The 8173-nt window shown below is 68.9% G+C and carries 4 protein-coding genes and 1 pseudogene; 3 read left to right on the forward strand and 2 right to left on the reverse strand.

Going from position 1 to position 8173, the window contains the following annotated elements; translation table 11 throughout:
* Positions 1-415 (forward strand): annotated as a pseudogene (locus ABW16_RS26690) (hypothetical protein); the annotation flags it as partial.
* A gap of 256 nt (positions 416-671) precedes the next feature.
* Here ABW16_RS26690 and ABW16_RS23340 read toward each other — a convergent pair.
* The gene (locus ABW16_RS23340; protein WP_047321590.1) at positions 672-2495 is read right to left on the reverse strand and encodes a fatty acyl-AMP ligase; all 1824 of its coding nucleotides are present in this window, start codon (positions 2493-2495) and stop codon (positions 672-674) included.
* A 68-nt stretch (positions 2496-2563) separates the two neighbouring features.
* The gene (locus tag ABW16_RS23345; protein ID WP_047321591.1) at positions 2564-3607 is read right to left on the reverse strand and encodes an LLM class F420-dependent oxidoreductase; all 1044 of its coding nucleotides are present in this window, start codon (positions 3605-3607) and stop codon (positions 2564-2566) included.
* A gap of 281 nt (positions 3608-3888) precedes the next feature.
* Between ABW16_RS23345 and gjpA the strand changes: the two genes are divergently transcribed.
* Positions 3889-5064, forward strand: a complete 1176-nt coding sequence (gene gjpA / locus ABW16_RS23350) for an outer membrane porin GjpA (protein ID WP_047321592.1) — start codon at positions 3889-3891, stop codon at positions 5062-5064.
* Between the two features lie 87 nt (positions 5065-5151).
* Positions 5152-7920, forward strand: coding sequence for a PGRS repeat-containing protein (locus ABW16_RS28065; protein ID WP_131721561.1), 2769 nt, complete (start codon positions 5152-5154; stop codon positions 7918-7920).
* Positions 7921-8173: the final 253 nt, after the last annotated feature.

Consider the following 8173-nt stretch of genomic DNA (forward strand, 5'->3'; position numbering starts at 1 on the left):
GGGGGGCGGATTGCCAACCGGCGGGCTGGGCGGGCTGGGCGGTCTCGGAGGCCTGATTCCGCGGCTGGCCAACGCATTCGGTGACGACGGTCTTGGCAACCCGATGGGCGAGCCGTTCCATGACGACACCTCGACCGGCGGCCTTCCCGATGATGGCGAGGACCATGAGCCCGATGAACTCGAGGGCGAATCCGAGCCGGCCGCCGAGGAGGCCGAAGCTGCGGAACCCGGGGAGGATGAGCCGGCCGACGAAACCGGGGCGGCAGCCGAACCGGAATCCGAATCCGAGCCTGCCGGGGAAGCGGTGGCAACCGAAGGGACCGGGGGCGCCGAGCAGGCACTGCCGCCCGCCGATGTTTCGCCGAAGACCCCGTGTGAGATTGCCGCTGACGAGTTACCGCAGGTGGGGGAGTGATACACCGGGAAAACGCGGGAGTATTACTGCGTCCACCCGGCAGGGGTACTCATCGAGTGTGCGGTTTGGTAGCCAATGTGGCTGTGGTGCATACGAAACCGCACACTCGGCTCACTTTTCCTCGGCAACGTCGGCAACGTCGGGGTGACGCCCCGCCTCGCCGGGTCAACCCCCGGCACATCCCGCCCGCGCAGCGTTTGTCGCGCAGAGGTGGCACCACACCACATGGTCGAAATCCCTGACGGGCCGGGCCGCCTCACCCCGGGCGGGTCCCCCAGGACTGCAACGTCGAGACGATCTTGGCCGCTGCCTCCAGCTCTTCCAGCGACAGTTCCTGGGTGGCGGTACGCCACTCGGCAAGGGCTGCCAGCTTGCCCTCCACGAAGTGTTGTTTGGTCTGGCCGCGCTGAATCTTGCCGCTCGAGGTGGTCGGCAGCGATACGTGATGCACCAAGACCACGGCGTCGGCCGCGATCCCGTGATGGGTTGCGACCGCCAGCCGAATCGCCTCGATGACTGCGTCGAGGTCGGTCTCAGCGGCCCGCGCGCTGTCCACTTCGTGTACGACCACCAGCTGCTCGACGCCACCGGGCGGCGCGTCGGTCGCAAAGACCGCCCCGCGGCCCGATACCAGCACCGGATCGCATTGCTGCACGGTGAATTCGATGTCGTTGGGGTAGTAGTTGTGACCGTCGATGGTGATTAGGTCCTTGCATCGTCCGGTTGTGAAAATCTCGCCGGCACAGAGGAAACCGAGGTCTCCGGTGCGCAGGAACGGGCCGCGGTTCGGGTCGCCCGGCTCGGCCAGCACCGCCCCAAAGGTCGCCGCCGTCTCTTCGGGCCTGTTCCAATAACCCTGCGCGACATTGGGTCCGGCGACCCAGATTTCGCCGATCTCGTCGGGTCCGCAGGGCTGGCGAGTCACCGGGTCGACGATGGCGATGTCGGATTGACGGGGCTGGCCACATCCGACGAATGTCGCGGCGGCGGGGTCATCCGGTGCCACGTCGACAATGCGGTCCTGCTCCAGCGCGACTCGATCGAGGTAGCGCACTCCGGGCACTCCGGCGGGCGATCCGGACGCCACACACAGGGTGGCCTCGGCTAACCCGTACACCGGATAGCACGACGAGAGCTGGAAACCCGCCGGCGCGAAGGCGTCAGCGAACGCCGCCAGTGACGTAGCGCGCACCGCCTCTGCACCGTTCATCGCCACGGTCATGCAGGAAAGGTCCAGTGCGGCACGTTCTTCGGGAGTGCTGGTCTCCACGCACCGGTCGTAGGCGAAGTTCGGCGCGGCGGTGATCACGCCGCGATGGGCAGACACCAGCTCCAGCCAGCGCATCGGGCGTTTGATGAAGGCGGTCGGCGACATCAACGCCGTGCTGGCCCCGATATAAATCATGGACAGAATGCCGCCGATCAAGCCCAGGTCGTGGTGCGGTGGCAGCCAGAACACGCCCTTGGCGTTCTCGTCGCCGTTCCACGACTGACGGATGGCATCGCAGTTGTGCAGGATATTGCCGTGGCTGAGCAGCACACCCTTGGGGGAGCGGGTCGAGCCGGAGGTGTACTGGATGGCCGCCGGGGAGTCGATGTTGAGGTCGGGGGTCACCCAGGTGTCGGGGTCGGCGCCGGCGTCGGTGAAGAACCACTGCTCGGGTTCTCCCGGAATCCCGGCGACCGCGGCCCGGGTGGCCTCGCGGTTCTCGGCGGCGGTCAGCGCGAACCGGGCCTGGGCGTCGGGGACGACCACCGCCAGGCGCGGCGCCAGCTTCTGGTGCACCGGCACCGCCACGGCGCCCGCGTACAGGCAGCCGAAGAACCCGGCGATGAAGTCCAGTCCCGGCCGCACCAGCACCAGCACCCGTTCGCCGTTGATGTCGTAGCGCTGCAGGTTCGCCGCGATGGCGCGTGCGCGGCGGTCAAGCTCAGCGAATGTCAGCTCGCTGCGTCCTTCGTCGTCGCCGTTGTAGGAGAAGCTGAACGCGACTTTGTCGTCGAGCCGTTCAGCTTGGCGTTGCAGCAGCTCAACCAGGGTTTCTGCAGCGGGTGTAGTCACGGTAGGCGTGAATTCCATACGCCCCATCTTGGCGTGTGGGGTGTCCTGGGCCACACCCGGCCCAGATTCTCCGCCCGCGCCGTGAATCAGGACGGCAGCAGAGCGCGCAGCTCCTCGACGTAGCGCAGCGCTTCGTCCGGCGCTGTGGCCAGCGGGCCGACCAGCAGCGTTGTCACGCCGGCCTCGGCGTAGGCGGCGAGTCGTTCGGCCACCAGACCGCGGGGTCCGACCAAGGACGTGTTGCGCACCAGCTCGTCGGGCACCGCGTCGATCGCCTCGGTCTTGCGTCCGGACAGGTACAGCTCCTGAATGCGATTCGCGACCTCGCCGAACCCGTAACGGGTGGCCAGGTTGTGGTAGAAGTTGCGGCCTTTGGCGCCCATTCCACCGATGTACAGCGCCAGCTGCGGTTTCACCCAAGCCAGCCGATCCTCGACGTCGTCGCCGATGGCGAGCGATGCCCCCACGATGACGTCCAGCGGTCCTAACGCGGGATCACGTTTGGCCGCACCGGCTTTCAGGGATTCACCCCACACGTCATCGGCACGTTCCGGGTAGAAGAACACCGGCTGCCAACCGTTGGCGATCTCGGCGGTCAGTTCGACGTTCTTGGGTCCCAGCGCGGCAATCGAGATCGGAATCTGTTCGCGCACCGGATGATTGATCAACTGCAAAGCCTTGCCGAGCCCGGTTCCGCGTTCGGCCGGGAGGGGCAGTTGGTAGTGCTTTCCGTCGTAGCGGAGTCGTTCGCGGCGCCACACCGCCCGGCAGATCTCCACCACCTCGCGGGTGCGTCCCAGCGGGGCGTCGAACGGCACGCCGTGGAAGCCCTCCACCACCTGCGGCCCGGAGGTCCCGAGACCCAGGGCGAACCGGCCGTCGGACACGTAGTCCAAGCCGGCGGCCGTCATCGCCAGCAAGGCGGGAGTTCGGGTGTAGATGGGCAGGACCCCGGTCAGGAGCTCGACTCGCGATGTCTTGGCCGCCAGGTAGCCCAGCTGGCTGACGGCGTCGAACGAGTAGGCCTCGGCGACCGAGACCACATCGATCCCGACTCGCTCCAGCGCGACAACCTGCTCTACCGCTTCCTTGAACCCACCCGCATAGGCCAGCTGAACACCGATTCGCATTCCTCACACATACCAGGGTTTTTTCCGGTGGCAGGACGTGTCAGAAACAGGAAGACCGTCCACTCTCAGGCAGAAATTATGGAGGATCACGAGGTATCAGCATGTTAACGCCTGTGAGCTTTGGAAACGCCGAAAAAATATTTGACCAAGGTGCTTGTGTCTTAAGTTACTCACGGTTAGTGTTCGGTCTCACATCAGTGAATAAGTGTGAATCCAGGAGCAACACGGCAGCGCCACGGCTTCTCGAGGCGCCTGCCGAGGGCGGCACCTCACAAAAGGAGATGGCTGTGCAGCAAACCCTTCGCCCCTACGTCACCGCCGGTATCGCGATCGTCGGCTCCGGCCTGATCGCCGCCACCCCGGTCGTGGCTACCCCGCTGGCCGGTGGCCCCACCATCCGAGATGTCGCACTCACCGCGGGCGGCCTTCCGGACCTGCTGGCGCCGTGGACGGCGGTGTTCAACGAGGCCTCGGAGAACGCCACGATCCTCACCCAGAACTACTTCCTAGCCCCCGGGGTGGCGTTCCAGCAGATCCTGGCCAACCAGACCCAGTTCTGGCAGGAGATCCTCGACGACCCGTCAAAGATCCCGGACGTGATGCAGCAGATCCAGAGCAACCTGGACGCGGTGCTGACGGGCTACACCTTGCAGAACGCCTCCGGGAGCCTCGGGTTGAGCGGTTTGGAGGGCACCATCGGCGCGGTGGGGGTGCACACCCTCAGCGGAACCGATCTCAACACCTTCGCCCTCGGTCACGACGCGCTCTTCGGCCTGCTGCCACAGTTCCTGCCTGCCGACATGGCCGATGTGGCGACGCCGATCGTGAACTTCCTGGCCTCACCGCTCAGCGCCATCATCATCGGGTCGTTGGGGCCGGCCATCAGCCCCTGGGTCGCGATGATGAACAGCATCCAAGACGGTGATGGCCTCAACCAGATCATGGCCAGCTGGCTTGACGGCTACCTCAACGGCGCCACCCTCAACCTCGACAGCCTGCTCCCCCTGATCGCCAGCACCGGTTTGCTCCCGGAGGGCACCGACATCACCCATCTGGAGTTCGCGTTCGGTGGTCTCCTGACCCCAGGCGAGGTGGCGGTAGGCCCCTACCAGGTGACCGATGCCGACGGCAATCTCGTCGACGTTCCCGCGGTCGGGGGCTCGATCTTCAACAGCCTCGGCATCACGCTGCAGACCGGCATCCTGCCGGGCGTGCCCATCGCAATTGAGGGCTACGGCGTCGGCCCGATCGCGGCCATGCAGGCCTGGGGACAGATCGTCGGTTCGCTGCTCGGTTCGGGCTGGACCGGCAAGGGGCCCGTCGAGGTCGCGCCGCCGTGGACGGGGATCGACTTCCCGATCGTGCCCGACGATTGGTTCGACGACGGCGGTGCGGGTGCCGGTGCGTCAACCGACTTCCTCGCTGACCTGGCGGGCTTCCTCGGCTTCGACGCCTGAGCCGGCCCCGCGCACTAGTTCCGAGATTCCCTCTAACAACTTTCAGCACTGCATTCCAGAACCGCTTCACAGGAGAGGTGTTCGCAAATGAGTCGTCGTCACAGCAGTAGCCAGCCTGATAACACCGGAGCGCGGTACCGCAAGCGGGTGATCGGTGCCACCAGCGCGGTCGGCGCGTTCCTGGCTTTTGGGATGGCCCCGTTAGCCGCAGCGCCGACCGCGCATGCCGATGGCGATTTCGATCTCGGCGATCTCTTCGGCGATCTGTTCAGTTCGTGGTCCACGACGGACTCCGGTGACACCGCAGCAACTTGGGACCTCAGTGCCTTGTTCGGTGCGGCTGACCCGGGCAGCGCCGCCGGTGACCCGTTCTCCTGGACCGGGATCATGGACCAGTGGTTCTACGAGCCTCTGCACAGCATCGCCCAGCTCTGGATCACCAACCCGTTTGGTGAAGCGGTCAACGGGATGATCAACCAGTGGTCCGGTATGTACCTGATCGGCAACGGCGTTGCCGGTACCGAGGACAACCCCAACGGTGGTGACGGCGGACTGTGGTTCGGCGACGGCGGCGCCGGCTGGAGCAGTGACCAAGCCGGCGTGGCCGGCGGCGACGGCGGCTCCGCGCTCGGCTGGCTGGGCAACGGTGGTGACGGTGGCGCGGGCGGTGCCGGTGCGGCTGGCGGTGACGGCGGCGCCGGCGGTTGGTTCATGGGCCATGGCGGCGCTGGCGGTGCCGGTGGTGCCGCGACCGTCGCGGGCGGTTTCGGTGGCGCAGGCGGTGACGGCGGCGCGGCGGCGGCCTGGTACTTCGGCAACGGCGGGGCCGGCGGCGCTGGCGGCGCCGGCATGAACGGCACCACGAACGTCACCGGCACGGGTATGAGTGGTGGCCAGGGCGGCAACGGTGGTGCCGGCGGCCGCAGCGGTTACATGTTCGGCGATGGCGGCCAGGGCGGCGCCGGTGGTGCTGCCGGAAACGGCGGTAACGGCACGACCGGTGCGACCGATGGTCTGGCCGGTGGTACCGGCGGCAACGGCGGCAGTGGTGGAGCCGGCGGTGCCCGCGGCTCCGATTACTACGCCAGCTCGTTCTTCGGCAGCGCCGGGGCGAGCGGTGACGGCGCCAACGGCGGTAACGGCGGCGCCGGTGGGGAGGCCGCCAAGGACGGGGCCGGTGACTACCTCGGCCAAGGGGGCGGCGGTGGTACCGGCGGTGCCGGCGGCAGTGGTGAGCACGGCGGAAACGGCGGCACCGGTGGTAATGGCGGTGATGGCAACGGCCTCAACAAGACAGACCCCACCGTTCCCTACAGCACTGGAGGACAGGGCGGTACGGGCGGCCAGGGCGGTAACTCGCTGGGCGCCAACACCGGCGGCACCGGCGGTGACGGCGGCAAGGGCGGCCTGGGCGCCGTGGGCTTCGGCGGTCAGGGCGGCACCGGCGGCCAGGGCGGCGACAGTGACAGCGGCACTGGCGGCGCCGGCGGCAACGGCGGCGTCGCCGGCAACGGCGCCACCGGCGACAACACCGTCGCCACCACTGGCGGGCAGGGCGGCTACGGCGGCCAGGGCGGCAACAGCAACACCGGCACCAGCGGCACCGGCGGCAACGGTGCGGCCGGCGGAAACGGGACGCTGCGCGGCGGCAACGGCGGTGGCGGTGGCGGCGGCGGCTACAGCCAGACCGGCAATGGCGGCAATGGCGGCAATGGCGGTGCGGCCGGCAAGGGCCTGGGCTGGAACGACGGCACCACGACCTGGAGCGCGGGCGGCAACGGCGGATCTGGCGGCACCGGCGGCATGTCGGGTGGGACCGGTAACGGCGGTAACGGTGGTGCCGCTGCGGCCGGTGCCGACGGCGCGACCGGCGCAGGCGTGGTCAGCATCGGCGGCATGGGCGGATCCGGCGGTGCCGGTGGCTCGACCAGCGGCGGGACCGCGGGCGCAGGAGCTGACGGTGGTGCCGGCGGCAACGGCACAGCGTCCGGCGGCGAAGGCGGGCGCGGCGGTGACGGTGGCCCCGGCTACCAGGGCCTTGCCACCAAGTCCGGCGGCGGTGCGGGAGGCAATGGCGGCGCCGGCGGCAACAGCGGCGGCGTCGCCACGCCGGACGACGCACCTGCCGGCTTCGGCACCAGCCACGCCGGTACCGGCGGGGCCGGTGGTGCCGGCGGCTCAGCGTCCTACAGTGCGGCCGGCGGTCAGGGCGGTAACGGTGGCACCGGTGGAGCCGGAAGCGGGTCGATCGACGGCGGCACCGGCGGCGCGGGTGGCGCCGGCGGTAACGGCGTCACCGCGGGCAACGCGGGCAATGGCGGTGCCGGTGGTACCGCTGCTGCCGGTAACGGTGGCACCGGTGGTGCCGGTGGCACCGGCGGCACTGCTGACGACGGGGCCGCCGGCATCAGCGGCATACCGGTGCTCCCCGGCGGCGCGAACACCGCTGGTGGCAACGGCGGTAACGGCGCGGCCGGTGGCACCGGCGGTAACGGTGGCGTCGGCGGCGCGTCCACCAGCGGAACCGGCGGCAACGGGGGTGCTGGCGGAACCGGCGGCGACGGCGGCGGTGGCGGTGCCGGCGGTCCTGGCGGAACCAACCCCGACACCGGCAACGGCTACAACGGCGGCAATGGCGGCAACGGTGGCAACGGCGGCACCGGCGGCAATGGCGGCGGCCACGGCACCGGCGGCGCCGGCAACGGCACCGGAGGTGCTGCGGGCAGCGGCGGCAACGCCGGAGGGGCGGGTGCCGCTGGTCCGGGCGGTGCGGCCACCGGTACCGGAACGCCCGGCGCCGACGGCGCGGTCGGCAGCGCCGGAACCACTGGCGGGTCGGGCACGCCCGGCACCTAGCCGACTGCACAGCGCGACCGTGGTCGCCGGGTCCCTTCGGGCTCGGCGACCACGGTCGTTTTTGGGGTCAGTACGGCGTTCCGTCCGCGCGAGCGCGAGTGTCCCACCGCGACTTTGTCCGGCCTTAGCCTCGATCCACCGACTGAACTGATGGTGGCGCGGGTGTCGGTATAAGAAAAGTGCCTTCTGAGCTGGGATGATTGAAGTTCTCACACAAACAATCGCCGCAGATCGGAAAGGCACTTTCGGTGAA

It is taken from the genome of Mycolicibacter heraklionensis (assembly GCF_001021505.1).
Classification (GTDB): Bacteria; Actinomycetota; Actinomycetes; order Mycobacteriales; family Mycobacteriaceae; genus Mycobacterium; species Mycobacterium heraklionense.

Coding starts and splice junctions, on each gene's coding strand:
- ABW16_RS23345 (WP_047321591.1), bottom strand. CDS start 3,607: ATGCGAATCGGTGTTCAGCTGGCCTATGCGGGTGGGTTCAAGGAAGCG.
- gjpA (WP_047321592.1), top strand. CDS start 3,889: ATGGCTGTGCAGCAAACCCTTCGCCCCTACGTCACCGCCGGTATCGCG.
- ABW16_RS28065 (WP_131721561.1), top strand. CDS start 5,152: ATGAGTCGTCGTCACAGCAGTAGCCAGCCTGATAACACCGGAGCGCGG.
- ABW16_RS23340 (WP_047321590.1), bottom strand. CDS start 2,495: ATGGAATTCACGCCTACCGTGACTACACCCGCTGCAGAAACCCTGGTT.